The organism is Sulfurihydrogenibium azorense Az-Fu1, from assembly GCF_000021545.1.
In the GTDB taxonomy this organism is placed as follows: domain Bacteria; phylum Aquificota; class Aquificia; order Aquificales; family Hydrogenothermaceae; genus Sulfurihydrogenibium; species Sulfurihydrogenibium azorense.
Window position 1 is genome coordinate 1,608,441 of sequence record NC_012438.1, and the last position, 23,817, is coordinate 1,632,257.

33 protein-coding genes are annotated in these 23,817 nt (G+C 34.5%); all 33 read right to left on the bottom strand.

Translation table 11 applies throughout. The features are described 5' to 3' along the window. Window positions 1-201: 201 nt before the first annotated feature. Window positions 202-315: a 50S ribosomal protein L36 gene (rpmJ, locus tag SULAZ_RS08450; protein ID WP_012674268.1), complete on the bottom strand. Its 114-nt coding sequence runs from the start codon at window positions 313-315 to the stop codon at window positions 202-204. Window positions 316-330: 15 nt separating this feature from the next. Further along, window positions 331-567, bottom strand: a complete 237-nt coding sequence (gene infA, locus SULAZ_RS08455) for a translation initiation factor IF-1 (RefSeq protein ID WP_012674951.1) — start codon at window positions 565-567, stop codon at window positions 331-333. An 11-nt stretch (window positions 568-578) separates the two neighbouring features. After that, entirely contained in the window at window positions 579-1,331 is a 753-nt protein-coding gene (gene map / locus SULAZ_RS08460) for a type I methionyl aminopeptidase (protein ID WP_012674974.1), read from the bottom strand. Window positions 1,332-1,344: 13 nt separating this feature from the next. Next, window positions 1,345-1,977 (bottom strand): adenylate kinase, encoded by a 633-nt coding sequence (locus SULAZ_RS08465; protein WP_049751992.1) that lies wholly within the window; start codon window positions 1,975-1,977, stop codon window positions 1,345-1,347. Between the two features lie 24 nt (window positions 1,978-2,001). Beyond that, complete coding sequence (locus tag SULAZ_RS08470; RefSeq protein ID WP_012673985.1) at window positions 2,002-3,684, bottom strand: IS200/IS605 family accessory protein TnpB-related protein; 1,683 nt, start codon at window positions 3,682-3,684, stop codon at window positions 2,002-2,004. A gap of 89 nt (window positions 3,685-3,773) precedes the next feature. Continuing rightward, window positions 3,774-5,063, bottom strand: coding sequence for a preprotein translocase subunit SecY (gene secY, locus SULAZ_RS08475; protein WP_012674525.1), 1,290 nt, complete (start codon window positions 5,061-5,063; stop codon window positions 3,774-3,776). A 12-nt stretch (window positions 5,064-5,075) separates the two neighbouring features. Continuing rightward, window positions 5,076-5,522, bottom strand: a complete 447-nt coding sequence (gene rplO, locus SULAZ_RS08480; RefSeq protein WP_012674130.1) for a 50S ribosomal protein L15 — start codon at window positions 5,520-5,522, stop codon at window positions 5,076-5,078. Then, window positions 5,522-5,701 (bottom strand): 50S ribosomal protein L30, encoded by a 180-nt coding sequence (rpmD, locus tag SULAZ_RS08485; protein WP_012675100.1) that lies wholly within the window; start codon window positions 5,699-5,701, stop codon window positions 5,522-5,524. The genes rplO and rpmD overlap by 1 nt, the downstream gene beginning before the upstream one ends. Then, window positions 5,698-6,282 (bottom strand): 30S ribosomal protein S5, encoded by a 585-nt coding sequence (rpsE, locus tag SULAZ_RS08490; protein ID WP_012673903.1) that lies wholly within the window; start codon window positions 6,280-6,282, stop codon window positions 5,698-5,700. The genes rpmD and rpsE overlap by 4 nt, the downstream gene beginning before the upstream one ends. A gap of 14 nt (window positions 6,283-6,296) precedes the next feature. Beyond that, complete coding sequence (gene rplR / locus SULAZ_RS08495; RefSeq protein WP_012674699.1) at window positions 6,297-6,668, bottom strand: 50S ribosomal protein L18; 372 nt, start codon at window positions 6,666-6,668, stop codon at window positions 6,297-6,299. Window positions 6,669-6,684: 16 nt separating this feature from the next. Further along, window positions 6,685-7,230, bottom strand: coding sequence for a 50S ribosomal protein L6 (gene rplF / locus SULAZ_RS08500; RefSeq protein ID WP_012673549.1), 546 nt, complete (start codon window positions 7,228-7,230; stop codon window positions 6,685-6,687). A gap of 21 nt (window positions 7,231-7,251) precedes the next feature. Next, window positions 7,252-7,662, bottom strand: coding sequence for a 30S ribosomal protein S8 (gene rpsH / locus SULAZ_RS08505; RefSeq protein WP_012674460.1), 411 nt, complete (start codon window positions 7,660-7,662; stop codon window positions 7,252-7,254). Between the two features lie 11 nt (window positions 7,663-7,673). Continuing rightward, the gene (locus SULAZ_RS09260; RefSeq protein ID WP_012674349.1) at window positions 7,674-7,862 is read right to left on the bottom strand and encodes a type Z 30S ribosomal protein S14; all 189 of its coding nucleotides are present in this window, start codon (window positions 7,860-7,862) and stop codon (window positions 7,674-7,676) included. 30 nt (window positions 7,863-7,892) lie between these two features. After that, the gene (locus tag SULAZ_RS09045; RefSeq protein ID WP_012675129.1) at window positions 7,893-8,054 is read right to left on the bottom strand and encodes a hypothetical protein; all 162 of its coding nucleotides are present in this window, start codon (window positions 8,052-8,054) and stop codon (window positions 7,893-7,895) included. Between the two features lie 222 nt (window positions 8,055-8,276). Then, complete coding sequence (gene rplE, locus SULAZ_RS08515; RefSeq protein ID WP_012674181.1) at window positions 8,277-8,843, bottom strand: 50S ribosomal protein L5; 567 nt, start codon at window positions 8,841-8,843, stop codon at window positions 8,277-8,279. 3 nt (window positions 8,844-8,846) lie between these two features. Continuing rightward, on the bottom strand, window positions 8,847-9,206 hold the full coding sequence (gene rplX / locus SULAZ_RS08520; RefSeq protein WP_012673663.1) for a 50S ribosomal protein L24: 360 nt from the start codon (window positions 9,204-9,206) through the stop codon (window positions 8,847-8,849). Between the two features lie 2 nt (window positions 9,207-9,208). Then, entirely contained in the window at window positions 9,209-9,577 is a 369-nt protein-coding gene (gene rplN / locus SULAZ_RS08525) for a 50S ribosomal protein L14 (protein WP_012674924.1), read from the bottom strand. A gap of 73 nt (window positions 9,578-9,650) precedes the next feature. Beyond that, window positions 9,651-9,914 (bottom strand): 30S ribosomal protein S17, encoded by a 264-nt coding sequence (rpsQ, locus tag SULAZ_RS08530; RefSeq protein WP_012673896.1) that lies wholly within the window; start codon window positions 9,912-9,914, stop codon window positions 9,651-9,653. Between the two features lie 16 nt (window positions 9,915-9,930). Beyond that, entirely contained in the window at window positions 9,931-10,128 is a 198-nt protein-coding gene (gene rpmC / locus SULAZ_RS08535) for a 50S ribosomal protein L29 (protein ID WP_012674673.1), read from the bottom strand. Between the two features lies 1 nt (window position 10,129). Beyond that, window positions 10,130-10,549 carry a 50S ribosomal protein L16 gene (rplP, locus tag SULAZ_RS08540; protein ID WP_012675006.1) on the bottom strand — a complete coding sequence of 140 codons (420 nt, stop codon included), beginning with the start codon at window positions 10,547-10,549 and terminating at the stop codon, window positions 10,130-10,132. Between the two features lie 24 nt (window positions 10,550-10,573). Continuing rightward, on the bottom strand, window positions 10,574-11,254 hold the full coding sequence (gene rpsC, locus SULAZ_RS08545; protein WP_012673708.1) for a 30S ribosomal protein S3: 681 nt from the start codon (window positions 11,252-11,254) through the stop codon (window positions 10,574-10,576). A 1-nt stretch (window position 11,255) separates the two neighbouring features. After that, window positions 11,256-11,603: a 50S ribosomal protein L22 gene (gene rplV, locus SULAZ_RS08550; RefSeq protein WP_012674342.1), complete on the bottom strand. Its 348-nt coding sequence runs from the start codon at window positions 11,601-11,603 to the stop codon at window positions 11,256-11,258. 12 nt (window positions 11,604-11,615) lie between these two features. Further along, the gene (rpsS, locus tag SULAZ_RS08555) at window positions 11,616-11,915 is read right to left on the bottom strand and encodes a 30S ribosomal protein S19 (protein WP_012674486.1); all 300 of its coding nucleotides are present in this window, start codon (window positions 11,913-11,915) and stop codon (window positions 11,616-11,618) included. Between the two features lie 2 nt (window positions 11,916-11,917). Then, a complete protein-coding gene (gene rplB, locus SULAZ_RS08560; protein WP_012673511.1) occupies window positions 11,918-12,742 on the bottom strand; it encodes a 50S ribosomal protein L2 in 825 nt (274 codons plus the stop codon). Between the two features lie 11 nt (window positions 12,743-12,753). Continuing rightward, entirely contained in the window at window positions 12,754-13,047 is a 294-nt protein-coding gene (rplW, locus tag SULAZ_RS08565; protein ID WP_012673865.1) for a 50S ribosomal protein L23, read from the bottom strand. Further along, the gene (gene rplD, locus SULAZ_RS08570; protein WP_012673747.1) at window positions 13,044-13,670 is read right to left on the bottom strand and encodes a 50S ribosomal protein L4; all 627 of its coding nucleotides are present in this window, start codon (window positions 13,668-13,670) and stop codon (window positions 13,044-13,046) included. The genes rplW and rplD overlap by 4 nt, the downstream gene beginning before the upstream one ends. Window positions 13,671-13,688: 18 nt before the next feature. After that, a complete protein-coding gene (gene rplC / locus SULAZ_RS08575) occupies window positions 13,689-14,375 on the bottom strand; it encodes a 50S ribosomal protein L3 (protein WP_012674531.1) in 687 nt (228 codons plus the stop codon). A 14-nt stretch (window positions 14,376-14,389) separates the two neighbouring features. Next, complete coding sequence (rpsJ, locus tag SULAZ_RS08580; protein WP_012673816.1) at window positions 14,390-14,698, bottom strand: 30S ribosomal protein S10; 309 nt, start codon at window positions 14,696-14,698, stop codon at window positions 14,390-14,392. A 14-nt stretch (window positions 14,699-14,712) separates the two neighbouring features. After that, entirely contained in the window at window positions 14,713-15,903 is a 1,191-nt protein-coding gene (tuf, locus tag SULAZ_RS08585) for an elongation factor Tu (protein ID WP_012674290.1), read from the bottom strand. An 18-nt stretch (window positions 15,904-15,921) separates the two neighbouring features. Beyond that, window positions 15,922-18,003 (bottom strand): elongation factor G, encoded by a 2,082-nt coding sequence (gene fusA / locus SULAZ_RS08590; RefSeq protein ID WP_012674033.1) that lies wholly within the window; start codon window positions 18,001-18,003, stop codon window positions 15,922-15,924. A gap of 47 nt (window positions 18,004-18,050) precedes the next feature. Further along, window positions 18,051-18,530 carry a 30S ribosomal protein S7 gene (rpsG, locus tag SULAZ_RS08595; protein WP_012674784.1) on the bottom strand — a complete coding sequence of 160 codons (480 nt, stop codon included), beginning with the start codon at window positions 18,528-18,530 and terminating at the stop codon, window positions 18,051-18,053. Between the two features lie 20 nt (window positions 18,531-18,550). Next, window positions 18,551-18,955: a 30S ribosomal protein S12 gene (gene rpsL, locus SULAZ_RS08600; protein ID WP_012673851.1), complete on the bottom strand. Its 405-nt coding sequence runs from the start codon at window positions 18,953-18,955 to the stop codon at window positions 18,551-18,553. Between the two features lie 105 nt (window positions 18,956-19,060). Further along, the gene (gene rpoC / locus SULAZ_RS08605) at window positions 19,061-23,803 is read right to left on the bottom strand and encodes a DNA-directed RNA polymerase subunit beta' (protein ID WP_012674224.1); all 4,743 of its coding nucleotides are present in this window, start codon (window positions 23,801-23,803) and stop codon (window positions 19,061-19,063) included. Window positions 23,804-23,817 lie beyond the last annotated feature (14 nt).

Below are 23,817 nucleotides of genomic sequence, written 5' to 3' on the forward strand. Positions count from 1 at the left end.
AGCTTGCATAACGCAAGCCCTTCACCTGTGCCTTCCATCGGTTGACAGGCTCTTGGGTCTATGGCTCACTGTAAAGGCTTTGTATTATCCTTATTCACTTACATTTACCAAGTTAAAGTTTTTATTATTTAATAACTTTTGTTCCGTAAAATATTCTTATAAAGTTTTTAATAGTTTTTGCTAACCGTTTTATACCTCTTTTTAGCCTTGTTTTTGTTTATGTTTCGGATTCTCACATATTACCATTACTCTTCCGTTTCTTCTTATTATTCTACACTTCTCACATCTTGGTTTTACTGAGGCTCTTACTTTCATTCTTTTTCCTCCTAATTAAACTCTAAAAATAATTCTTCCTCTTGATAAATCGTAAGGAGATAACTCAACCTTAACCTTATCTCCAGGCAGTATTTTTATAAAGTGCATTCTCATTTTTCCAGACACATGAGCTAAAACTTCATGCCCTGTTTCAAGCTGAACTTTAAACATAGCGTTAGGTAGAGCTTCTAAAACAGTTCCCTCTAAAACTATACCTTTTTCTTTTTGTGGTTCGTCTTTCTTTTTTGCCATCTTTCTCTACCTTAATCTAATTTTGATAAAACTATAGGACCATTTTCCGTAACTGCAACACTATGTTCAAAGTGTGCAGCATGACTTTTATCTGTAGTTACAACCGTCCAACCATCTTTTAAAACTCTTATTTTACCTTTTCCTAAGTATGCCATAGGTTCTATAGCTAACACCATTCCTTCCTTTAGCACTACATTTTCTGCGTTTTCAACACAGTTTGTAACATGTGGTGGTTCGTGAGGTTTTCTGCCTATTCCGTGTCCACCATAAGTACAAACCGGTGTAAGTTTGTAATCTAATAAAGTCTTTTGTATAACGTAAGCTACCTCTTTCAAATTTCTACCGGGATAACAAAGCTTAATAGCTTCTTCTAAAGATTTTTCTACACCTTCTATAAGCCTTTTTTTCCTATCACTTACTTCTCCAACGGCTACCGTAATAGCTGCGTCTCCAAACCAACCTTCGTATTCAACTCCAAAATCTAAACTTACTATATCACCTTCTTTTATAACTTTCTCCTTCTTAGGAATTCCGTGTACAACTTCCTCGTTTATTGAAACACATAAAGAAGCTGGAAACCCATATAATCCTAAAAAAGCCGGTTTAACACCTCTTTTCTTACATTCTTCATAGGCCATCTGATCCAGTTCGTATGCAGACACACCCGGCTTAACGTATTCTTTTAACAAATACAAAATCTCAATAACGTGCCTATTTGCTATCTTTAACTTTTCAATATCTTCTTTAGATTTAAGCTCAATCATAGGTAAATATTAATTATAACACACTTTTTATAGTTTTGTAAACTTCTTCTGGTGGTTTTGTAGCGTCTATTTTTAAAAGTATATCTTTATAGTAATCAATAAGAGGGGCTGTTTGAGAATGGTAAACTGATAGTCTTTTTCTTATAACTTCTTCTTTATCATCATCTCTTTGAATTAAAGGTGTACCGCATTTATCACAAAGGTTATCATTTTTAGGTGGATTAAATATTATATGATAAACTGCACCACAATTTGGACAAATCCTTCTTCCTGACAGCCTCTTTACAACTTCTTCATCGTCTATTTCAAATAAAATAACAGCGTCAATTTTTCTATCTTTTTTATCTAATAAAGTTTTTAAAGCTTCTGCTTGAGGTACTGTTCTTGGAAAACCATCAAAAATAATATTCTTATCTTTAAACTCTTCGAGTTTTTCTGAAATTAAATCTATTATTAAATCGTCAGGAACTAACTTTCCTTCATCCATAAACTGTTTTGCTTTTATACCTAAAGACGTTTGACTTTTAACCGCTTCCCGTAGCAAGTCTCCCGTTGATATTTGAACAAAGTTATCTCTTTCCTTTAATAGTTGAGATTGAGTTCCTTTTCCAGCTCCTGGTGGTCCTAAGAATATAATCGTTTTCAATCCTACCTGGTAAACCAAAGTGTATTATAGATTCATACACTCTGGGCTGGGGTATTTGTATTCCGCCTTATTCAGATGCAAGCTATCCCCAGCTGGCGGTATTTCGCTTGCATCATAGCCCCTACCCCAAGAAGTAGGAACTATCCCTAAATCGTGTTTCAAATCTTCTATTGCCTCTTTGGTTTTGAAACACGATTTATTTACTACCCTATCCCAATCCCCTTCTACCAGTATTGGCTTTAAGGGTGATAAGTCCCTGCTGAGAGACTTACCCAGAATAGGGATAGTAAGGGCTACCTTTACAACTTGCCACAGTTTATAGCTTGTCCAATACAAGCCCCTCATCTGTTCCTTCCTTAGGTTGACAGTATCTTGGGTCTGTGGCTCACTGTAAAGGCTTTGGATTATCCTTATCTGTTTACTTAAATCGTTTATATTTTTTATTATTGGTTTTCTTTTATACTGATTGTTTTCTGTTTTTAACTTCTCTTGTGTTTTTTGTTTTTCTTCTTGTAGTCTATCTTGTGCAAAGTTTAAATACTCTCTGTCTGTTATTAGTTTTTCGTAATTCTTAGGTAGTTTTTCTTTAAATCCTAATGCTTTTCTTCCTATTACAAATGCTCCTGCTATATCTTTGTCTAAACTATACTGTGGTGCATACTTTAATGACCCTACAATAGATGTGTATGCTGGATTTACTTGTATTACTTGTATTCTCTTTCTTTTGGCAAGTATTTTTATCTTGTCTAACAAGCCTTTGTATATCCATTGTTGTTTTATTTTTCTCAGTTTCTTACTCCCATCTCCTTTACTACCTTTTGGTATGTCTTTTAAGTTTTCTATTGCTATTGCCTTATTCTTTTCTTTAGCAATGTCTGTTATTTGGTGTGCTATTTGCCAAGATATGTATTCTCTTTGGTTTTTTGTCTTGTTTAAAAGATTGTGTAAATATAATTTCTCTATATTTTCTAAATTGCCATCTTTCTTTACAAAAGCCATTGCTATGTGAAATGGATTTGCGTTTATGTCTATCCCTATTACTCCGTTGTCTTTTGTTATTATTGGTTCTTCTGTCTTTATTTCTTCGTAGTTTATAAATGCGTAGAAATCGTTGTTTATCTTTCTTATCTCTACTGAGTATGGGAAATACTGGTTTGTTTGGTTTGCTTGTATTAGGTCTGCTATGAAGTTAGTCCATTTATCGTTTTGTCTGTTTACTGCTCTTTTTATGTTTGCTTTTATCCAGTTTCTTTCTCCTGTGTTTATTCTTAATATTATTTTATCTTTCTCAAATTCTATTCTTGTATTTAGGTTTCCTTTTTTAGATTTATCTCCTCTTGAGTATAGGCAGTGTTTTCTTCTATCTTGCCATTTTTGTTTTAGTTTTTCTCTATCTTTTCCGTTTATGTGTTTGTTTTTAAGGAGTTGAAATAGTCTTTTACCTCCAAATATAACTTTTTTAGGATTTTGTTCTCTTTCTATACAGCTGTTTATTAGCCACTTTGCTTTGAATATTGCATCGTCTACGTATCTTGAGTTTATGTTAAACATTTTTTGTAAATCTTTTTTAAGGTCTTTTCTTGAGTGTCCTTCAAGTAGTCTGTTGTATGAGTATTTAAAGCAAGAAGAGAATTTTCTCATTAGGTTTATCAACGTTTGTTTGTCTTTTTCGTTTTCAAAAGTTAGTTTACAGTGTAGTGTTATCATTTTACTTTCTCATAAACACCTTTTAAGTTTTTTATAGTTAAGAGTTTTGGTTTCATAATAATTACTATTATACAGTTTTTGTTAACTGTTTAAAACCTCCTTAAAAATCCTTCATACTTTTTCATCGCTAGGTATGCTTCTATCTGATGAATAGTATCTAAGGCAACAACTACTACAATTAGAGCTGAAGTTCCTCCAAAGTAAAAAGGAACATTTAACCATTTGATTAGTAACATAGGAAGTATAGCTATTAAAGCCAAGAATATTGAACCTGCAAAAACTAACCTAGTTAGGATATAGTTTATATATTCAACTGTCTGAGAGCCAGATCTAACTCCGGGGATAAAAGCTCCACTTCTTCTAAGATTATCCGCTATATCAACTGGATTTATAAGGATAGCAGTGTAAAAGTAGGCAAAGAAAATTATTAAAGCTACATACAATCCAAAGTAAACATAACTTTGTGGTGATAGATAATCAACAATCATTCTTGCAATTTCACTTTTATTTGCGAAAAACTGTGCTATCGTTGCAGGGAACATTAAAATAGCTACTGCAAATATTATAGGAATTACTCCAGATGGGTTTAACTTAAATGGTAGATAACTTGCAGATTGACTTATCATAATGTTTCTTCTTGCGTACTGTATCGGTATCCTTCTTTCAGCTTCTTGTATATATACGATTCCTGCTATCACTGCAACTATGATAACTAAAGCAACGGTAAGCAATAGTATTGAGATCACCCCGACTTTTACCAATTCATATGTTCTTAAAATTGCTGGAACTATACCTGCAACTATACCTGACAAGATAATCATAGATATTCCGTTTCCTATCCCAAACTCTGTTATTTTTTCACCAAGCCACATTAGTAGTACTGTTCCTGTCGTAACAATAACAGTCGTAAGGATTACAAAAGTAAACGGAGATAAAGATATTAACGATGCTCCTGATTCAGTTTTTAATGTAGTTAACCAAATTGATAGACCTAACGATTGAAAAGATGCAATCGCAATAGTTAAGTACCTTGTGTACTGGGATATTTTCCATCTTCCGTAATCACCTTCTTCTTTTTGAAGCCTTTCCAATGTTGGAATAACGGCAGTTAGAAGTTGCATAATTATGGATGCTGAGATGTAGGGCATTACGCCTAAAGCAAATACGGAAAATCTACCTAAAGCTCCACCAGAAAAAAGGTTATAAATATTAAACAGAGCTCCCCCGGCTGAGTTAAAATAGTGCATAAGCATTTCAGAGTTAACACCCGGAACTGGGATATGTGTTCCGAGCCTGTAAACAGCTAATATTATTAATGTAAATGCAATTCTACTTCTTAGTTCTTTTATTTCTAAAATATTTATTATTTTTTCTATCAAAAATTACCTCAATTAAGAAATTTTTTCTACAATTCCACCAACAGATTTTATTTTTTCCTCAGCTGAAGAAGAAAATGCGTGAGCTTTTACAGTTAACTTTTTAGTCAACTCACCATCGCCTAATATCTTTACACAACTTCCTTTTCTTACCAAACCTTTTTCTACCAAAGTTTGAGGATTGACTTCTTCATTTTCGTTAAACTTCTTTTCCAGATCTTTTAAGTTTACAATTTCATATTCCACTTTATTTGGGTTTCTAAAACCTCTTTTTGGTATTCTCATTATGAAAGGTGTTTGTCCACCTTCAAATCTTGCAGGAAGTTTAGAATCTCCAGATCTTGACTTTTGTCCCTTATGTCCTCTAGTAGATGTTTTACCGTGACCTGATCCTATACCTCTACCTACTATCTTCTTTTTATGGGTAGCTCCTTTATTAGGTTTTAATTCATGTAGTTTCATTACTGTAACTCCTCCACTTTAACTAAGTGTTTTACAATTTCCAAGTTTCCACAAACCATAGGATTTTTATCTAAAATTCTTTCATCGTTTATCTTTTTTAATCCTAAGGATTTTAAGGCTAACTTTTGCTTTTCTGTTTTACCAGCCAAGCCTCTTACCAACTTTACTTTTATTTTCATCTTACTGGTACACCTCCAGCATATAGTTTGTAATTTTTCAATAAAACCTCTTCATCTATAGACCTAATTTTAGCAACCTCTTCTGGACTCTTTATTTTTAAAAGTGCATCAAAAGTAGCTCTTACAACAGCGTTTGGGTTTGTTGTTCTACCTATTATCTTAGTAAGGATGTCTGTTACTCCTAACAGTTCTAGTACTGGTCTCATAGGTCCTCCAGCAACAACACCAGTACCTCTTCTGGCAGGTTTTAAAAGAACTACAGCAGAATCATACTCACCTATTACATCGTGGGGAATAGTTCCCTCTATAAGAGGGACTTTTATTAATCTTTTCTTTGCATCTGCTATTGCTTTTGCTATTGAAGGTGGAACTTCTCTAGCTTTACCATGACCAAAGCCTACATGTCCGTTTTTATCACCAACTATAGCTAATGTACTAAATGAAAATCTCCTTCCACCTTCCATAACACGTGTAGTTCTTCTAATTTCTACAACTTTTTCTTCTAATTGTAGTAGATCTGGATTGATAGGATTTTCTTTAATTCTTTGTTCTATTAATCTTTCAATATTCTTTACTCCCATTACCTTTCTCCTTATTAAAAGTTTAATCCGCCTTCTCTGGCAGCGTCTGCAAAAGCTTTAACTTTTCCGTGATAAAGAAAACCACCTCTATCAAAAACTACATCTTTTATTCCTTTTGATAACGCTTTTTCAGCAATAAATTTTCCAAGCTGTTTTGCATCCTCTATTGATTTTCCACCTCTTTTACCAAATCTTTCTACATAATCTTTATCTATAGTAGATGCTGATACAAGAGTATGCCCCTTCTCATCATCTATGATTTGAGCGTATATTGCGTTTAAACTTCTATAAAATGCAAGCCTTGGTCTTTCCGCTGTTCCAAAGATTTTTTTTCTTATTCTTTTATGTCTTATTATTCTAGCTTCAGATCTACTTTTCACTGCCATTTTTTTAACTCCTTAATTATTTTTTACCAACAGTTTTTCCAGCTTTTAATTTAATTACTTCTCCTTTGTATCTTATACCTTTTCCTTTATAAGGATCTGGCTCTCTAAAAGATCTTATTTTTGCAGCAACTTGACCTACTTTTTGCTTGTCAATTCCAGATACTTTTATTATGTTCGTTCCTTCCATAGTAATTTGAATTCCTTCAGGAATTTCGTAAATAACAGGATGTGAGTATCCTAAGGTAAGTTCAAGAGTCTTTCCTTTAACAGCACCTCTATAACCTATACCAACGATTTCCAATTCTTCAGTAAAACCTTCAGTCACTCCTTTAACCATGTTATTCAATAATGCTCTTGTAGTACCGTGTAAAGCTCTATTAAAGGATTCGTCGTTAGGTCTTTCAACTATTATTTGTCCATCTTCAACTTTTATTTTCATGTTAGGATGAAATTTATAAGACAACATTCCTTTAGGACCTTTTACTATAACAGTGTTATCACTTTCGACTTTAACTTCAACATTTTTTGGTATGCTTATTGGTTTTTTACCAATCCTTGACATTATAGTAGCCTCCTTTTATTTTTACCAAACGTAACAAATAACTTCACCACCAACTCTTAACTTTCTAGCTTCTGCATCTGTTACTATGCCTTTGTTTGTTGTTAAAATAGCAATACCTAAACCTTTTTGAACGTAAGGCAATTCATCTATAGGAACATATTTTCTACGCCCTGGCTTTGAAACTCTTTCTATTTTTGTTATAGCAGGTTTTGTATTTCTTCTTCCAAGATATTTTAATTTTATTATTAAAGTTGCTTGATTTCCTTTTTTATCTTCTTCAGATATTACGTAATCTTCTATATAACCTTCTCTTTTTAAGATTTCAGCTATCTTTTCTTTAATTTTTGAGTTTGGTATTGCCACTTCATCTTTTCTAGCTTTAATTGCATTATTAATTCTAGCAATCATATCTGCTATTGGATCTGTTATCATTGTATTTCCTCCTACCAGCTTGCTTTTTTAATTCCTGGAATTTCGCCTCTTAATGCTCTCTCTCTAAAGCATATCCTGCACATGTTAAACTGTCTTATATAACCTCTTGGCCTTCCACACAATGGACATCTTGAATGAACTCTAGTTTTATACTTAGGCTTTTTTTGAAAAGCTTTAACAACTAAACATTTACGTGCCATTATTATCCTGGTTAACCAAAGTGTATAAAGTTAGCTACACTCTGGACTGGGGTATTTATATTCCGCCTTATTCAGATGCAAGCTATCCCCAGCTGGCGGTATTTTGCTTGCATCATAGTCCCTGTCCCAAGAAACAGGAACTAACCCTACTGCTACCCTATCCCAATCCCCTTCTACCAGTATTGGCTTCAAGGGTGATAAGTCCCTGCTGGAGAGACTTATCCAGAATAGGGATAGCAAGGGCTACCTTTACAATTTACCATAGTTTGTAGCTTGCCTACTGCAAGCCCCTCACCTGTGCCTTCCATCGGTTGACAGACTCTTGGGTCTATGGCTCACTGTAAAGGCTTTGCATTATCCTTATTCACTTATGTTTATCAAGTTAAAGTTTTTATTAGTTTTCGTTAACTGTTTCTAACTTCCTGTTCTAATAGGTAAACCTAAAAGTGATAAAAGCCATAAAGCTTCTTCGTCTGTTTTTGCAGTTGTTTCAATGATAATGTCCATCCCTCTGATTTTATCAACTTTATCATAGTCTATTTCTGGGAAAACTATTTGTTCTGCCAAACCAAAAGCGTAGTTTCCTCTACCATCAAAAGATTTTGGGTTTAATCCTCTAAAGTCTCTAACCCTTGGTAATGCGACTGAGATAAGCTTATCCAAAAAGTCCCACATTCTATCTTTTCTAAGAGTTACTTTAGCTCCAATAGGGTTTCCTTTTCTTAATTTAAATGCAGCTTCTGATTTTTTTGCTCTAGTAATAACGGGTTTTTGAGCTGCTATTGCTGTAAGGTCCTCAACAGCTCTATCTAACTGTTTTATATCTCCAACTGCTTCTCCAACACCCATGTTTATAACTATTTTCTTTAACCTTGGAACTTGCATTGGGCTTTTATACCCAAATCTTTCCATCAATTTTTTAACAACTTCTTCTTCGTATTTTTGTTGAAGTCTTGGTTTATATCCTACTACAGCAGCCATTTACTATACCTCTTTTTTAATTTTTTCCCAAACTTTATCTATAATTTGCCCTGTTTTTTTATTGATTCTAACTTTAACTTTTTTATTTCCTTCTTCTATAATCTTAACACCTATTTTTACAGGTTTTTTTAAGTTTTCATCGTAGTAAGCAACGTTTGAAATATCAATAGGTTTCTCTATTTCGTAAATTCCACCTTCTCTAACACCTTGAATTCCTTTAACATGTTTTTTTACTACGTTAACTCCTTCTACTATTACTTTTACTTTTCCATCTTTTTTAACTATCTGTTTTATTTTGCTTATTTTGCCTTTATCTTTTCCGGCTATAACAATTACCGGATCTCCTTTTTTTAGCTTAATCATTATTAAATTACCTCCGGTGCAAGAGAAATAATTCTATAAAAGCCTTTTGATCTTAACTCTCTACAAACAGGCCCTAATATGCGAGTTCCTATTGGTTCTAATTGGTTGTTTAATAAAACTACTGCATTGTCATCTGCTTTTACGTAACTTCCATCAGGTCTTGCAATCTCTTTCTTCGTTCTTACTACTACAGCTTTATATACTTTTCCTTTTTTAGCAGTGCCGTTAGGAATAGCAGATTTAACTGTAACAGTTATAACATCTCCTACAGTTGCGTGCATCTTTTTGGCACCGCCAGGTATACCTATACATTGAACTTTTTTAGCTCCTGAGTTGTCAGCAGTATTTAAATAAGTTCCTCTCTGTATCATAACTGCTCTCCTTTTTCTTTTTTAGAAAGACAAACTAATATTATACAACTTTATAAAGTTAAAATCAAGAGGATTATTCTGCTGATTGAACAATCTCAACAACAATCCATCTTTTTAATTTAGAAAGAGGTCTTGTTTCTCTTATTCTTACGATATCTCCTTCTTTGCACTTATTTTCTTCATCGTGTGCGTAGAATTTTTTTGTTTTCTTTACTTGTTTACCGTATAAAGGGTGAGGAAACTTCCTTTCAACAGCTACCACAACCGTTTTATCCATTTTATTACTTACAACCTTTCCTACAAACTCTTTTATATTTTTCTTTGTTTCAGTTGTCATTTACTTCACCTCTTAATTATTTGTTAGTTAATTCTCTTTCTCTTATTATTGTTAAAATCCTTGCAATATCTCTTTTTGTTTGTTTTATTTCACTATTCTTTGCTAAAGAACCTATTTTGTTTTGAAATCTTAAGTTAAATAATTTCTTTTTTAACTCTAAAACTTTTTCCTTCAACTCTTCAGTAGAGAGTTTTCTAAGCTCACTAGCTTTCATACTAAACCTCCTGCCTTTTTACCATTCTTGTCTTTATAGGGAGTTTGTGTCCTGCTTTTCTAAAAGCTTCAGCTGCAACTTCTTCAGAAACACCAGCTAATTCAAAAAGTATATGTCCAGGTTTAACAACTGCTACGAATTGATCTAAATCACCTTTTCCTTTACCCATACGAGTTTCTGCTGGTTTTCTAGTAATAGGTTTGTGAGGGAATACTCTTATCCAAACCTTTGCACCTTTTTTTGCTTCTCTAACTATTGCTATCCTTGCTGCTTCAATCTGTCTTGAAGTCATCCAGCAAGGTTCTAAAGCTTGTAAACCATAATCTCCAAAGTCTACTTGGTTTCTTCTTGAGGCTTTTCCTTTCATTCTGCCTCTTTGTTGTTTTCTCCATTTAACTCTCTTTGGTTGTAATAAAGACATATTTAAACCTCCTTATTTACTGCATTAAACTTTAAGTTCTTCTTCTACTTTACTTAAGATTTCTTCTACTCTACTTTCTACTTTATCACCTTTGTATATCCAAACTTTGACTCCGAGTATTCCATACTTTGTAGAAGCTCTTGCTGTTCCATAGTCTATATCTGCTTTAAGTGTTTGAAGAGGCATTCTTCCAGCCATAAACCACTCTTTTCTTGCAAGATCTACTCCACCTATTCTTCCACCAACTTGTGTCTTTATACCTTTTGCTCCAGCTTTCATTGCAGCATCTATAGCTTTTTTCATTGCCCTTCTATGGGTAACCCTTCTTTCAAGTTGAAGAGCTATATCTTCAGCTACAAGTTTAGCATTTAACTCCGGTCTTTTAACTTCATCTACATTAATAAGGATCTCTTTTGCAGAAGATATGTTTTTTAACGTTTCATTTAATTTTTCAACTTCAGTACCTTTTGCTCCAATAACTATTCCAGGTCTTGCAGCTAAAATTTTAACCCTTAGCTTGTCACCAAGCCTTTCTATTATAACGTCTGCTATACCAGCTGCTTTGTATCTATCTTGAATAAACTGTCTTATAGCTAAATCTTCATGGAGAAGTTTTGTATATTTCTTTTTATCAGCGTACCATTTCGATCTCCAATCCTGAGTTATTCCAAGTCTGAATCCTATAGGGTGGACTTTTTGACCCATTTTACTTTTCCTCCTGTTTCTCAGCTAAATATATGTATATATGAGAAAATCTTCTTCTTATCATCGTTGCTCTTCCGTGAGCTTTTGGAGTATACCTTTTTAACATTGGACCTTCTTCAGCGTGAATTTTTGCAATGTATAAATTGTCTATATCCATACCTTTTAGTTCTGCGTTAGATATTGCACTTTTTAATAGTTTTTCTACAACTCTTGCAGATTTTTTAGGTATCTCTTGTAGTATTGCCAATGCAGTGGCAACATCTTTACCTCTTATTAAGTTTATAACCTGTCTTGCTTTGTAAGGTGATAAATGAGCGTATCTTAAAATAGCTCTTGCTGTGTTCTCCATCTTCATCTCCTCTTACTTTTTCTTAACAGCTTTTGCTGATTTGTCTGGATGGCCTCTAAAGGTTCTTGTAAGAGAAAACTCTCCAAGCTTATGTCCTACCATTTCAGGTTGTATATACACAGGAATAAATTTTTGACCATTATAAACAGCTATGGTATGACCTACCATTTCTTGAGTGATAGTACAAGCTCTATCCCAAACCTTTATTATTTTTCTTTCACCAGATTCATTCATCTGTCTTATCTTTTTAAGTATTTTTTCATTTACATAAGGATTTTTATTTCTTTCGTTCCACTTACCTTTGTATCCCATCTTTATTTACCTCTACGTTTGATTATGAATTTATCAGAGTATTTAGCACCTCTTCTTGTTTTGTATCCTTTTGTTGGTAAGCCCCAAGGTGAAACAGGATGTTTACCAAAAGTTCTACCTTCACCACCACCGTGAGGGTGATCTACAGGGTTCATTGCAGTACCTCTAACAGTAGGTCTGATTCCAAGCCATCTTGCTCTTCCAGCTTTTCCTAACTTAACAAGTTCATGTTCTGCAAGCCCTACTGCTCCAATTGTTGCCATACATTTTTTGTATATCAATCTTATTTCTCCTGAAGGTAGCCTTACTTGAATATAATCCCCTTCTCTACCTAAAATCTGTGCTGACATTCCTGCAGCTCTAACAAGTTGCCCACCTTTCCCTGGTGTTAATTCTATATTATGAATTAATGTACCAACAGGGATATTCTCAAGTGGAAGTGCGTTTCCAACTTTAATTTCTGCATCTGGTCCTGACATTACAATATCACCAACTTTTAATCCTTCAGGCCAAATAATGTATCTTTTTTCTCCATCTAAATAGTGAAGTAAAGCTATTCTTGCACTTCTGTTTGGGTCGTACTCTATAGCTGCAACTTTTGCAGGTATTCCCCATTTGTCTCTCTTAAAATCAATTATCCTGTAAAGTCTTTTATGGCCGCCACCTCTGTGTCTTACAGTTATTCTACCTTGGTTATTTCTTCCTGCATGCTTTTTAAGAGGTTCAACTAATGATTTTTCAGGTTCTGATTTTGTTATTTCTGCAAAATCATAAAGTACTGCGTGTCTTGTACCGTTAGTTACTGGTTTTAATTTTCTTACACCCATTATATCTCACCTCAAACTAATTCAGCTATATTTATAGGTTTTTCTGATTTAACTTTTACAATTGCCTTTTTCCAAGCCTTCTTAAAGCCAGAAAATCTAAATCCAAATCTTTTTGGTTTAGGCTTAATTATCATAGTTCTAACTTCTTCAACCTTTACACCAAATATCTCTTCCACTGCTTTCCTTATTTCTATCTTATTAGCATCCATAGCAACTTCAAAAGTTAAAGTGTTATTCTTTTCATTATCTTTAACTGCTTTCTCTGTTAAAACAGGTCTTATGATAATATCATACGGAGTTCTCATTGTGCTAACCTCTCTTGAATCTTTTCTAATGCTGATTTAAATATAATGACCTTTTCACTGTTTAAAATATCGTAAGAGTTTAATCCTTCAGAAACTAAAATTTTTACTTTAGGGATGTTTCTAAATGATTTTATAACGTTTTCTAATTTCTCAGGTAGAACCAATAAAACTTTAGAATTTTCTAAGCCAAAATTTTTTAGGACTTCAACGGCATTTTTAGTTTTAGGCTGGTCAAAGTTAAAATCTTCAACTACAATAAGTTCATTGTTGTTTAACTTATAAGTTAAAACTCCTTTTAAAACTTTCTTTCTAACTTTTTTAGGAAGTGCATAGTAGTAGTCTCTTGGATGGGGACCATGGGCTACACCACCACCTACGAAGATATTGGCTTTTATATCTCCATGTCTTGCTCTACCGGTTCCTTTTTGAGGATATATCTTTCTATTTGAACCAGCCACTTCAGCTCTTGTTTTTACTTTTGCAGTTCCTGCTCTTTTTGTTGCTAAATGCCATTTTATAACTTCCCAAACTGTTCCTTGATTTACTTGGGTTTGGAAGATATCCTCTTTTAAATTTACTTTTCCAACTATCTCATTTTTATTGTTAACTACGTTGAATTCCATTTAATTCACCTCTTTCAGTTATGTTTGTGCATAAGCTGCTTTTGATTTTGCTAATTTTAATTTTCCTTTTCTTCTATCTGCAATTACACTATTTTTCAAGAAAACTGTTGAGTTGGGAGCTCCAGGTATAGATCCCTTTAATAGAATAACGTTTTTCTCAGGAATAATATCGACAACCTCTAATCCTAAAACAGTTACAGTTTCATTACCGTAATGTCCTGCCATTCTCTTTGTTTTCCAAACTCTACCTGGCTCTGTTCTACAACCTATAGAACCAACAGCTCTATGGTATCTATGACCGTGTGACTTTGGAAAACCTGCAAAGTCCCATCTTTTCATTACAGATGTAAATCCTCTACCTTTTGATTTTCCTGTTACGTCTACTAAATCTCCTTTTTCAAAAACTTGCTCTACTCTTATTTCCTGTCCTAACTCTAACGTTTCTCCTTCTTTTAAAGGAAACTCTTTTATAACTTTTGCAGGTTTAATATTTGCCTTTTTAAATATAGCAAGTAAAGGTTTAGGAGTGTTCTTTTCTTTTCTTTCTCCAAAAGCAAGGGCTACAGCTTCGTAACCGTCTTTATCTTTAGATCTTAAGTAAGTAACATAACATGGCCCAGCTTGAACAACAGTTACAGGAACAGCTTTCCCATTTACAAAAATTCTCGTCATACCTATTTTTTTACCAATTATGCCTTTAGGCATCGTCATCTCTCCTTTTAACTTAATTTAATTTCAACGTCAACACCTGCTGGTAGGTTTATGTCCATTAAAGCTTCTATGGTTTGAGGTGTTGCATTTTCTATTTCTATTAATCTTTTGTGAATTCTCATCTCGAAGTGTTCTCTAGATTGTTCAAACTTGTGAGGTGATCTGTGTACACACCAAACTTTTCTTTCTGTTGGTAGAGGGATAGGACCCTTTAAGAGTCCCCCACCTCTTTTAACTGTATCAACTATCTGTTTCACTGACTGATCTAAAACTCTATGATCAAAAGCTTTTAGTTTTATTCTGATTTTTTCTTGCATCGCTTATCCTCACATTAATCTAAGATTTTAGTAACAACACCAGCACCTACTGTTCTTCCACCTTCCCTAATCGCAAATCTCATCTGCTCTTCCATAGCTACTGGTACCATTAACTCTACTTCTAACTCTACGTTATCCCCTGGCATTACCATCTCTTGTCCTTCTGGTAATCCTACTACTGTTCCTGTTACGTCTGCTGTCCTGATGTAAAACTGTGGTCTGTATCCTAAAAAGAATGGTGTATGTCTTCCTCCTTCCTCTTTGCTTAACACGTATACTTGTGCCTTGAATCTCTTGTGTGGTGTTATTGTCCCCGGTTTGGCTAATACTTGTCCTCTCTCTACTTCATCTTTTGTTATTCCTCTTAGTAATACTCCTACGTTGTCCCCTGCTATCGCTTCGTCTAACTGCTTTCTAAACATCTCTATCCCTGTCACTACTGTCTTCTTCTTCTCCTCTGATAATCCTACTATCTCTACTTCATCTCCTATTTTCAACGTTCCTCTCTCTACTCTCCCTGTTACTACTGTTCCTCTTCCTGTTATCGTAAATACGTCCTCTACTGCCATTAGGAATGGTTTGTCTGTCTCTCTTGGTGGTGTTGGTATGTATTCGTCCATAGCCTTTAATAAGTCTTCTACTGACTTAAACCATTTTGGATCGTCGTTTAATGCTCCTAATGCTGACCCTCTTATTACTGGTACTTCATCTCCTGGAAAGTCGTATTTTGATAGAAGCTCTCTTACTTCCATCTCTACTAAGTCTATTAATTCTTCGTCATCTACCATATCACATTTGTTTAAAAATACTACTATGTATGGTACGTTAACTTGTCTTGCAAGTAGTACGTGCTCTCTTGTTTGTGGCATTGGTCCGTCTGCTGCTGATACTACAAGTATAGCTCCGTCCATTTGGGCTGCACCTGTTATCATGTTCTTGATGTAGTCTGCGTGTCCTGGACAGTCTACGTGGGCATAGTGTCTTTTTTCTGTTTCGTATTCTACGTGGGTGATGTTTATTGTTATTCCTCTCTCTCTTTCTTCTGGTGCTTTATCTATGTCTGCATATCCTACGAATTTTGCTAACCCTTTCTTGCTTTGTACGTATGTTATAGCTGCTGTTAATGTTGTTTTACCGTGGTCTACGTGACCTATTGTTCCTACGTTTAGGTGCTCTTTCCCTCTTACAAACTTCTCTTTTGCCATCTATCTTTACCTCCTATTTTAATCGTGAGATTTATTTCTTTGACCTGCAATTTGTTCAGCTATATGTCTTGGAACTTCTTCATATCTTTCAAATGTCATAACAAACGTAGCTCTACCTTGTGTTAATGATCTTAAATCTGTAGCGTATCCAAACATCTCTGCTAAAGGAACTTCTGCTTTTATAGTTTGTGTACTTCCTTTCTTTTCCATTCCAAGTATTCTACCTCTTCTTCTGTTGAGGTCTCCCATTACATCACCCATATACTCTTCAGGAGTGTCAACCTCAACATGCATTATAGGCTCTAAGAGAACCGGATCAGCCTTTTTCATAGCGTCTCTAAATGCCATAGAACCTGCTATTTTAAACGCTATTTCAGAAGAGTCGACTTCGTGGAATGAACCGTCAAAAAGTGTAGCTTTAACGTTTATAACTGGGTATCCTGCTACAACACCTTGATTCATAGCTTCTCTTATTCCTTCATCTACTGCAGGAATAAACTCTTTCGGTATAACTCCACCAACTATTTTATCTACGAATTCATATTCCTTTTCAGGGTTTGGTTCTATCTCAATCCATACGTGACCGTACTGACCTCTACCACCTGACTGTCTTATAAACTTACCTTCAGCTGTTGCTTTTTTCTTAATAGTTTCTTTATATGCAACTTGTGGTTTACCTACGTTAACTTCAAGCTTATGTTCTCTTTTCATTCTGTCTATTATAATCTCAAGGTGTAACTCACCCATTCCGTGAATTAATGTTTGATTTGTTTCAGGATCAACAGAAACTTTAAATGTAGGGTCTTCTTTCATAAACTTATTTAAAACTTGAGAGAGTTTTTCTTGGTCTGCTTTAGTTTTTGGCTCTATAGCCATAGCAATAACAGGCTCAGGAAATTCCATCTTTTCAAGAACAATTGGGTTTTTCTCGTCACAAAGTGTATCTCCCGTAGTTGCATCAATACCAACAGCTGCTGCTATATCTCCTGCATACACCTCAGTAATTTCTTCCCTCTGGTTTGCATGCATTCTAAGTAATCTACCTATTCTTTCTTTTTTGCCTTTATTGGATATCAAAATTGTTTGTCCAGCTTTTACAACACCTGAGTATACTCTGAAATAGGTTAATTGTCCTGCATAAGGATCTGCCATAACCTTAAATGCTAATGCACAGAAAGGCTCTTCATCTGATGGTTTTCTTTCTACTTCTTCTCCCGTATTTGGATTTGTACCTTTTACAGGTGGTAAATCTAAAGGTGAAGGTAAAAAGTCTATTACAGCGTCTAATAATGGTTGAATTCCTTTATTCTTGAAAGCTGTTCCACAAAGCATTGGAACAAGTTTTCTTTCTATAGTAGCTTTTCTTAAAGCTGTCTTAAGTTCTTCTTCAGAAATCTCTTCTCCTGCAAAATATTTTTCCATTAAAGCTTCATCTGTCTCAACTATAGCTTCTATCATTTTTTCTCGCCATTCTTGAGCTAAATCTAATAGATCTGCAGGTATTTCTTTTTCTGAGAATTTAGCTCCAAGTTCATCTCCATCCCAAACAATAGCTTTCATTTTAAATAGATCTACAACACCAACAAAACTATCCTCAGCTCCTATAGGAACTTGTATTGGAACAGGATTTGTTCCCAATTTTTTCTTCATATCTTCATATACACCAAAAAAGTTTGCACCGACTCTATCCATTTTGTTTACAAAAGCTATTCTTGGTTTTTGGAATCTATCTGCCCATCTCCAGTTTGCTTCAGACTGAGGTTGAACACCTTCAACAGACGAAAAAACAAATACAATTCCATCAAGGGCTTTCATAGATCTAACAACTTCGACACCAAAGTCAACGTGTCCTGGTGTATCAATTATGTTTAACTGGTATCCTTTCCAGTAAGCTGCCGTTGTAGCTGCCGTAATTGTAATTCCTCTTTCTTTCTCTTGTTCCATCCAGTCCATAGTGGCAGCACCTTCGTGAACTTCACCAATTTTGTAAGTTTTTCCTGTATAGAATAGTATTCTTTCTGTGGTTGTAGTTTTACCTGCGTCTATATGTGCTACAATTCCTATATTTCTTAATTTTTCAATTGGTACTTGCCTTGGCATTTTTATTTTTCCTCCAAAATTTCTAATTTAGTTTTTAATTTTAATTATTACCATTTATAATGTGAAAATGCTTTGTTTGCTTCGGCCATTCTATGGGTATCTTCTTTTTTCTTAACTGCGTTTCCTTTATTATTGTAAGCATCAAATAATTCATTAGATAATTTTTCTAACATTGTGTAGTTTCCTCTTCCAGTTCTGCTTCTTGCAGCTTCAACAAGCCATCTTAAAGCAAGAGAGATCTGTCTTCTTGGTGGTACTTCCATTGGTACTTGGTAAGTAGCTCCTCCAACTCTTCTTGGTCTTACTTCTAAAATTGGCTTTATGTTTTCAATTGCTTTGTATAACGCTTCCAATGGCTGCTCACCAGTTTTTTCCGCTAAGATTTTCATTGCACCGTAAACGATCTTTTCTGCAACAGATTTTTTACCATCAACCATAACCTTATTAATAAGCTTATGTACTAATACATCTCTATAGATCGGATCAGGCATTATTTCTCTTGGTTTTACAGGTCCTTTTCTTGGCATTTTTTACCTCTCCTTTTTAATTACTTTTTCTTCCCAGCAACTGCAGCTTGACCTGGTTTAGGTCTTTTAGCACCGTACTTAGAACGAGATTGTTTTCTATCTTTAACACCAGCAGCATCAAGAGCACCACGTATTATTTTGTACCTTACTCCAGGTAAGTCCTTAACCCTTCCACCTCTAACTAATACGATAGAGTGTTCTTGTAAGTTGTGTCCTATTCCTGGAATATAACACGTAACTTCGATACCGTTAGATAACCTAACCCTTGCAACTTTCCTTAAAGCAGAGTTTGGTTTCTTAGGTGTGGTTGTATAAACACGAACACAAACTCCTCTTTTCTGAGGGTTTCCTTGTAATGCAGGAGCTTTAGATTTTTTCTTAATCTTTTCTCTACCTTTTCTAACTAACTGGTTTATAGTTGGCACTGCTATCCTCCTAAAATATAAACAAAATTTTTCCATTTTAAATTAGAAAAAAATATTATAAAAGAAAAAGTAAAAAAAATCAAGGGAGCATTTAGCTCCCTTTTATTAATTTTCTTCTATTACCGATTCTTTCTCTTCTAAAGCTACTTCTACTTCAGCATACTCCTCTATTCCTGTTCCGGCAGGTATCAATCCACCTATAATTACGTTCTCTTTTAATCCTTTTAATGGATCCACTTTTCCTTCAACAGCAGCATCTGCAAGTACTCTTGTTGTTTCTTGGAAAGATGCTGCAGATATCCAACTTCTTGTTGTTAATGATGCTTTAGTAATACCAACTAAAACAGGTTCTGCTTTTGGAGGTCTTCCACCTTCCTCTATAACTTTTCTAATTTCTTCTTCTAAATCTTCTTTGTCAACTATCTCATTTAATAAAAATCTACCATCTCCAGGGTCTACAATTTTAACTTTCTTAAGTATTTGTCTGATGATTACTTCAAAGTGTTTGTCGTTTATCTCTACACCTTGTAATCTATAGACTATTTGTGCTTCTTTTACAAGGAATGCTGCTAACTCTTCTACACCCATTACTCTTAAAATATCGTGAGGGTTTGGAGATCCATCGGTTAAAGAATCTCCTGCTCTTACTATAGCATTATCTTTTACTATTATGAATTTACCTTTTGGTACCTTGTAGTCTCTTTGTTGTCCAGTTTCCTTGTTAAATACAACGATACGTGAGCCTTCACTTTTCAATCTTACCATTCCATCAAATTCAGCTTTTATAGAACCATCATCTACTAAACTTTGTCCTGCTTTTACTAAACTACCATTTTTTACAATAACAAATGTGTTTTCTGGTACTTTGTAAGTTTGTGTCTTCTGTTCTTTTGGATTTATTATCGTAATTTCTTTAGCGTCTTCGTATATTCTTACTATGCCGTCTATCTCTGAAATAATAGCTTTATTCTTAGGTTCTCTTGCTTCAAGAAGTTCTTCAACTCTTGGTAAACCACCAACTATATCTCTAACTTTTGCCTTCTCTTTTGGAATTTTTGCAATAATGTCACCTTCACTTACTCTAAAGCCTTTTTTAACTTGTATATACTTATGGAATACATCAGTTTTTTCAGCTTCTGAACATGAGAAACATTTATCCCAAACTTCTTCAAGATTCTCTTTAGGTATTAAGAGTATAGTGTTAACTGGTAAATCGTATACATACTCTTTACCTTCATCATCTTTAACAATCATTCTTGGAGTGTGGAGCTGTGCATCTTTTGGTCTTAAGAACGTAATTACATAACTTGTTTTTCCTGTAATATTATCTCTTTCTTCTTTGAGAGTTACATCTAATATAACGTCTCTAAACTCTACTTCTCCACCTTTTTCAATTACTATAGGATCGCTGAATGGTTCCCATTCTGCAAGAACTGTTCCTGAATTTACCTTTTGTCCATCTTCTACGTATAAAACAGCTCCGTAAGGGGCAGGGAATCTTTCTAAAGTTTTTCCTTCTTCATTAACAATTTTTATAGAACCTTCCCTGTTAATGATAAGCTTTCTTCCTTTTTTATCTACAACATATTTAACATTCTGAAGTTTTACAATTCCTGATTCTGTTGATACATGTTGTGTTTGTGCTGCTTTCGCTGTAGCTGCACCACCTATATGGAAAGTTCTCATAGTAAGCTGTGTACCCGGTTCACCTATAGATTGAGCTGCAATTATACCTACAGCTTCACCTACATCAACTAATTTTTTCTGTGATAGATCTCTTCCATAACACTTCGCACAAACGCCGTGATCCATCTCACAGGTTAAAGCAGACCTGATTTTAACTTTTTCTATTCCTGCTTTTTCAAACTTATCTGCAATCTCTTCTGTTATCTCTTCTCCAGCAGAGAGTAAAAGCTCTCCTGTGTAAGGATCGAAAACATCTTCCGCTGCGTATCTTCCTACAATCCTATCTTTAAATGGTGCTACAATTTCTCCACTTTCTATTATTGCACCTACTGTAATTCCTTTTAAAGTACCACAGTCTTCTGCTGTTATAATTACATCTTGAGCAACATCGGCAAGTCTTCTCGTTAAATATCCAGCTACAGCTGTTTTTAACGCTGTATCTGCTAATCCTTTTCTTGCACCGTAGGTAGAAATAAAATACTCTACTACAGACAGTCCTTCTCTAAAGTTTGACATAATTGGAGTTTCTATAAACTCTCCAGAGTGTTTTGCCATAAGTCCACGCATTCCAGCCAGCTGTCTTATCTGGTCTCTACTACCTCTTGCACCTGATGATGCCATCATATAAACAGGGTTAAAATAACCTGGGTATTTTTTACCATTTTCTACTCTTTCAGTTTTTTCTATCTCTTCAAACATCTTAGAGGCAACTTCGTTTGTTGTGTTAGACCATATATCTATAACTTTGTTGTGTCTTTCACCTTTTGTTATTATTCCATCTACGTACTGGTTCCATACAACCTCAGCTTCTTTTATAGCTTTTTTCAAGATCTTTTCTTTCTCTTTAGGAACAACAAGGTCAGAAACAGCTATAGATACTCCAGCTTTGGTTGCAAATTTAAATCCTATTTCTTTAATTTTATCTAACGTTTGAGCAGCTATTTCGTTTCCGTATTTTTCATATATCTCAGATATGAGTTTAGATATTTTTTTCTTATCTAAAACTTCATTTACAAATCTAAAGCCTTTTGGAAGAATTTTGTTGAATAAAAGTCTTCCTACAGTTGTTTCTACAGTCTTACCTTCTTTCCTAACTTTTATTTTAGCAAGCAGGTCTACTTTTCCAAGTTCATAAGCAATTTTAGCCTCTTCCTCACTTGCAAATACTTTTCCTTCTCCAACAGCTCCAGGCAACTCTTGAGTCATATAGTGGATACCAAGAATTATATCTTGAGAAGGCATTGTAACCGGTTTACCGTGGGCAGGAGAGAGAATGTTTTGGGTTGATAACATAAGAATGTAAGACTCAAGTTGAGCCTCTACAGAGAGAGGTACGTGAACAGCCATTTGGTCTCCGTCAAAGTCTGCGTTAAATGGAGGACAAACTAGTGGATGGAGTTTTATAGCCTTCCCTTCTACAAGCTTTGGCTCAAATGCTTGAACTGACATTCTATGAAGAGTTGGAGCACGGTTTAAAAGTACTGGATGTTGTTTTACTACTTCTTCTAAGCATTCATACACTTCTGGAGCTTTTTCTTCAACAAGTCTTTTTGCACTTTTTATAGAAGTTGCGTATCCTTTTTCTTCAAGTCTTCTGTATATAAACGGTTTAAACAGTTCAAGTGCCATCTGTTTTGGAAGACCACATTCATGCATTTGAAGCTCTGGTCCTACAACAATAACAGAACGACCAGAGTAATCAACTCTCTTACCTAAAAGGTTCTGTCTGAATCTACCTTGCTTTCCTCTTAAAGAGTCAGAAAGAGATTTAAGAGGTCTGTTATTTTGAGTTACAATTCTTCCTCTTCTACCATTGTCTATAAGGGCATCAACAGCCTCTTGTAGCATCCTTTTTTCATTTCTAATAATTATCTCTGGAGCATCAAGATCTATAAGTCTTTTTAATCTATTGTTTCTATTTATAACCCTTCTGTATAGATCATTAAGATCTGATGTTGCAAATCTACCTCCATCTAAAGGTATAAGAGGTCTTAAATCTGGAGGAATTACAGGAAGAACATCTAAGATCATCCATTCAGGTTTATTTCCAGAATGTAAAAATCCTTCTGCTAATCTTAATCTTCTAATAAGTTTTTTTAGTCTCGCATCACTTCCTTCTTTAAGGATAACGTTTCTTACTGCTTCTTTTACAGTCTCAAATATAGGTATTTCTTTTACCTTTTCCCTATAAGCTTTGTAAAGTTTTTCTAAAGCTTCAGATCCTGTTAAAGCAACAACGGACTCATCAAGTTGATTTTGTTCTTTATTAACTATCTGTCCAAATTTATAGTTTTTATTTCCTGGATCTATAACCACATAGTACCCTTGAGAAATTACGGCATCTATTTCTTTCTCTGTTGGTTCTACATCTCCAAAACGTAAACCGACTTCTTGGAATTTTCTTGCAATTTCAGCTATTGCTTTACTATAAATTCTTGGGTAGTTAAGTTTAAATTCAAGACTAAGGTCATCAAATGTTCCTGCATAACCGTGTAACTCTTTTTTCAATTTTTTAATGAGCACTTCCATATCTATACGGGAGAGAATATCCTTTACTTTTTCAGCTCCCATACCGTACTCAAACTTTTCTGGGTTTGAGTACTCGTATTCTCTCTGTCTTAACTCTTCTTCTGATATTACTGAAAGTTTAACAAACTTTGTAAGTCCTCCCTCTAGTATTGGTAGGGTTCTTGGGTCTTTTTCAAAAGCTTCTTCTTCTTCCTCAGTAGGATGCTCTATAAGTAGGTATGATTCAAAGTAAACAACCCTCTCAATATCCCTTGATGTAAGGTCTAAAAGGCTACCTATCTTTGAAGGGGTTGATTTTAAATACCAAATATGAACAACTGGAGACGCCAGTTCTATATGTCCGAATCTTTCTCTTCTTACATCAGACCTTGTTACCTCAACACCACACCTATCACATATTGTTCCTTCGTATTTCTTCTTTTTATATTTACCACATAAACATTCGTAATCTTTTATCGGACCAAATATTCTTGCATCAAAAAGTCCGTCTTTTTCAGGCTTTAGCGTTCTATAGTTAAGGGTTTCAGGTTTTTTAACTTCGCCATGTGACCAAGATCTAATTATCTCTGGAGAGGCAAGAGATAATCTTATTGCATCAAATCTTTGAAAATTTTTTCTTTCTTTATTTTCCAAGGCACTTCCTCCTG

Excerpts from the sequence above, each read along its gene's own strand:
- rpmJ (WP_012674268.1), bottom strand. The coding sequence starts at position 315 with ATGAAAGTAAGAGCCTCAGTAAAACCAAGATGTGAGAAGTGTAGAATA.
- infA (WP_012674951.1), bottom strand. The coding sequence starts at position 567 with ATGGCAAAAAAGAAAGACGAACCACAAAAAGAAAAAGGTATAGTTTTA.
- map (WP_012674974.1), bottom strand. The coding sequence starts at position 1,331 with ATGATTGAGCTTAAATCTAAAGAAGATATTGAAAAGTTAAAGATAGCA.
- SULAZ_RS08470 (WP_012673985.1), bottom strand. The coding sequence starts at position 3,684 with ATGATAACACTACACTGTAAACTAACTTTTGAAAACGAAAAAGACAAA.
- rplO (WP_012674130.1), bottom strand. The coding sequence starts at position 5,522 with ATGAAACTACATGAATTAAAACCTAATAAAGGAGCTACCCATAAAAAG.
- rpmD (WP_012675100.1), bottom strand. The coding sequence starts at position 5,701 with ATGAAAATAAAAGTAAAGTTGGTAAGAGGCTTGGCTGGTAAAACAGAA.
- rpsE (WP_012673903.1), bottom strand. The coding sequence starts at position 6,282 with ATGGGAGTAAAGAATATTGAAAGATTAATAGAACAAAGAATTAAAGAA.
- rplR (WP_012674699.1), bottom strand. The coding sequence starts at position 6,668 with ATGGCAGTGAAAAGTAGATCTGAAGCTAGAATAATAAGACATAAAAGA.
- rplF (WP_012673549.1), bottom strand. The coding sequence starts at position 7,230 with ATGTCAAGGATTGGTAAAAAACCAATAAGCATACCAAAAAATGTTGAA.
- rpsH (WP_012674460.1), bottom strand. The coding sequence starts at position 7,662 with ATGATAACAGATCCAATAGCAGATATGATTGCTAGAATTAATAATGCA.
- SULAZ_RS09260 (WP_012674349.1), bottom strand. The coding sequence starts at position 7,862 with ATGGCACGTAAATGTTTAGTTGTTAAAGCTTTTCAAAAAAAGCCTAAG.
- rplE (WP_012674181.1), bottom strand. The coding sequence starts at position 8,843 with ATGGCTGCTGTAGTAGGATATAAACCAAGACTTCAACAAAAATACGAA.
- rplX (WP_012673663.1), bottom strand. The coding sequence starts at position 9,206 with ATGATTAAGCTAAAAAAAGGAGATCCGGTAATTGTTATAGCCGGAAAA.
- rplN (WP_012674924.1), bottom strand. The coding sequence starts at position 9,577 with ATGATACAGAGAGGAACTTATTTAAATACTGCTGACAACTCAGGAGCT.
- rpsQ (WP_012673896.1), bottom strand. The coding sequence starts at position 9,914 with ATGACAACTGAAACAAAGAAAAATATAAAAGAGTTTGTAGGAAAGGTT.
- rpmC (WP_012674673.1), bottom strand. The coding sequence starts at position 10,128 with ATGAAAGCTAGTGAGCTTAGAAAACTCTCTACTGAAGAGTTGAAGGAA.
- rplP (WP_012675006.1), bottom strand. The coding sequence starts at position 10,549 with ATGTCTTTATTACAACCAAAGAGAGTTAAATGGAGAAAACAACAAAGA.
- rpsC (WP_012673708.1), bottom strand. The coding sequence starts at position 11,254 with ATGGGTCAAAAAGTCCACCCTATAGGATTCAGACTTGGAATAACTCAG.
- rplV (WP_012674342.1), bottom strand. The coding sequence starts at position 11,603 with ATGGAGAACACAGCAAGAGCTATTTTAAGATACGCTCATTTATCACCT.
- rpsS (WP_012674486.1), bottom strand. The coding sequence starts at position 11,915 with ATGGGATACAAAGGTAAGTGGAACGAAAGAAATAAAAATCCTTATGTA.
- rplB (WP_012673511.1), bottom strand. The coding sequence starts at position 12,742 with ATGGGTGTAAGAAAATTAAAACCAGTAACTAACGGTACAAGACACGCA.
- rplW (WP_012673865.1), bottom strand. The coding sequence starts at position 13,047 with ATGAGAACTCCGTATGATATTATCATAAGACCTGTTTTAACAGAGAAA.
- rplD (WP_012673747.1), bottom strand. The coding sequence starts at position 13,670 with ATGGAATTCAACGTAGTTAACAATAAAAATGAGATAGTTGGAAAAGTA.
- rplC (WP_012674531.1), bottom strand. The coding sequence starts at position 14,375 with ATGCCTAAAGGCATAATTGGTAAAAAAATAGGTATGACGAGAATTTTT.
- rpsJ (WP_012673816.1), bottom strand. The coding sequence starts at position 14,698 with ATGCAAGAAAAAATCAGAATAAAACTAAAAGCTTTTGATCATAGAGTT.
- tuf (WP_012674290.1), bottom strand. The coding sequence starts at position 15,903 with ATGGCAAAAGAGAAGTTTGTAAGAGGGAAAGAGCACCTAAACGTAGGA.
- fusA (WP_012674033.1), bottom strand. The coding sequence starts at position 18,003 with ATGCCAAGGCAAGTACCAATTGAAAAATTAAGAAATATAGGAATTGTA.
- rpsG (WP_012674784.1), bottom strand. The coding sequence starts at position 18,530 with ATGCCAAGAAAAGGACCTGTAAAACCAAGAGAAATAATGCCTGATCCG.